Annotated in this window: 1 rRNA gene; it reads right to left on the reverse strand. The window is 45.3% G+C overall.

Going from position 1 to position 2,764, the window contains the following annotated elements:
- Nucleotides 1-2,731 (reverse strand): 23S ribosomal RNA (locus HMPREF2852_RS00040); the annotation flags it as partial.
- Nucleotides 2,732-2,764: the final 33 nt, after the last annotated feature.

The raw sequence follows: 2,764 nt of genomic DNA on the forward strand, positions 1-2,764 counted from the left end.
CCCTTGGGACCTACTCCAGCCCCAGGATGAGACGAGCCGACATCGAGGTGCCAAACCTCCCCGTCGATGTGGACTCTTGGGGGAGATAAGCCTGTTATCCCCGGGGTAGCTTTTATCCGTTGAGCGATGGCCCTTCCATGCGGTACCACCGGATCACTAAGTCCGTCTTTCGACTCTGCTTGAGTTGTAGCTCTCGCAGTTAAGCTCGCTTTTGCCTTTATACTCTACGAATGGTTTCCGTCCATTCTGAGCGAACCTTTGAACGCCTCCGTTACTTTTTAGGAGGCGACCGCCCCAGTCAAACTGCCCAACTGACAATGTCCCATGCCCTGATTCAAGGGCTATGGTTAGAACTTTGATATTAAAAGGTTGGTATCCCACCAGTGACTCCTCCTAGATTGGCATCCAGATATCTCAGTCTCCCAACTATCCTGTACATTTAATCTCAAAATCCAATATCAGCCTACAGTAAAGCTCCACGGGGTCTTTCCGTCCTAGCGTGGGTAAGTCGCATCTTCACGACTACTACAATTTCACCGGATCCTTTGTTGAGACAGTGCCCAAATCGTTACACCTTTCGTGCGGGTCGGAACTTACCCGACAAGGAATTTCGCTACCTTAGGACCGTTATAGTTACGGCCGCCGTTTACTGGGGCTTAAGTTCTAGCCTTCGATTGCTCTAAGCCTTCCCCTTAACCTTCCAGCACCGGGCAGGTGTCAGCTCCTATACTTCATCTTGCGATTTTGCAGAAACTTGTGTTTTTGGTAAACAGTCGCTTGGGCCTGGTTTCTGTGGCCTGATTGCTCAGGCTCCCCTTCTCCCGAAGTTACGGGGACATTTTGCCGAGTTCCTTAACAAAGGTTCTTCCGCGCGTCTTGGTATTCTCTACCTCCCTACCTGTGTCGGTTTTGGTACGGGCGCTTTGGTCTGGATAGTGACTTTTCTTGGCAACCTGGAATCGGCAACTTCTCTACTTATGTTTTCGATACCTATCGGCTTTTAGAATTTGTGAAAAGCGGATTTGCCTACTTTTCTTCCTACGGCTTTAGACCATCTTTTCCATCTGATGGCTTTGCTTATCCTTTTGCGTCATCACTTCTCTCTTAACGACTTCAAGCGGTACAGGAATATAAACCTGTTATCCATCGCCTACGCCTTTCGGCCTTGGCTTAGGTCCCGACTTTCCCTGAGGGGACGAGCCTTGCTCAGGAGTCCTTAGGGTTTCGACGGGGATGATTCTCACATCCCTTCTCGCTACTCATGCCAGCATTCTCTCTTGTATTAGATCCACTTTTGCTTTCGCCTTGGCTTCGTCTCTAATACAATGCTCCTCTACCACTAATAGAGGTATTAAGTTTAGCTATGAGTCCTAGTTTTTAACTCTAACCAGTGATTGTTAGTTCATAATTTCTTATGTTACTCACTTTTGACTTTAGACTTGTGTTTTTTGAATATTTCTTTTTAATATCCTATCTTTTATGTCTGCGTCTGAAATTTGTTTTTCTTTTTAATCTCTTCTGTTTTTGTTAAATATTTCCTAGTCTCATTTGTAAACTTAATCCCTCTATTAATCCGAAGCTTCGGTATTGAATTTGAGCCCCGTTCATTTTCGGCGCAAACCCACTTGACCAGTGAGCTATTACGCATTCTTTAAATGCATGGCTGCTTCTAAGCCAACGTCCTGGTTGTCTTAGTAGATTCACATCCTTTTCCACTTAATTCAAATTTTGGGACCTTAGCTGTCGGTCTGGGCTGTTTCCCTTTCGACTTAGAAGCTTATCCCCCTAAGTCTGACTCCCTGACTTGATTTTTTGGCATTCGGAGTTTGATAGGTTTTGGTACGGTAATCCGCCCTAGACCATTCAGTGCTCTACCTCCTAAAATCTTAGGTCAGAGGCTAGCCCTAAAGCTATTTCGAGGAGAACCAGCTATCTCCGGGTTCGTTTGGTTTTTCGCCCCTATCCACAGTTCATCCGATGCGTTTTAAACCGCACCCGGTTCGAGCCTCCATTGAATTTTACTTCAACTTCACTCTGACCATGGATAGATCACCCGGTTTCGGGTCTATTCTAACTTACTTTCGCCCTATTAAGACTCGCTTTCGCTACGGCTTCTGATCTTAAATCATTAACCTTGCAATTTAGAATAACTCGCTGGCCCATTCTACAAAAGGTACGACATCACGTTCGCTCACGCTCTGTCTGCTTGTAGGCACTAGGTTTCAGGTTCTATTTCACTCCCCTTTCGGGGTTCTTTTCACCTTTCCCTCACGGTACTTGTTCACTATCGGTCACATGTTAGTATTTAGCCTTAGGGGATGGGCCCCCTATCTTCACACCGGGTTACTCGTGCCCGGTGATACTTTCCCTCTCGTTTGTTAAAGCTTTCGTCTACAAGACTTTCACTTTCTTTGGTTTATCTTTTCAGATAATTTGACTAACTTTAACAAATCGCTAATGAGTTAGGCTCTTTTCCTTTCGCTCGCCGCTACTTAGAAAATCGATGTTTCTTTCTTTTCCTCCTGCTACTTAGATGTTTCAGTTCGCAGGGTATCGCCTTACTAAGCTATGTATTCACTTAGTAATGATTGTGTCTTCCACAACCGGGTTGCCCCATTCGGAGACCTAGGGGTCAATGCTTTTTGTGAGCTTACCCTAGTTTTCGTTCACTTACGTCCTTTTTCGCCTTCATGTGCCAAGGCATCCACCTTGTGCCCTTGCTTTCTTGACTGGAAATATTTATAGCTATTTAATTTTATTAGGT

The organism is Anaerococcus sp. HMSC065G05 (assembly GCF_001812365.1).
Lineage (GTDB): Bacteria > Bacillota > Clostridia > Tissierellales > Peptoniphilaceae > Anaerococcus > Anaerococcus vaginalis.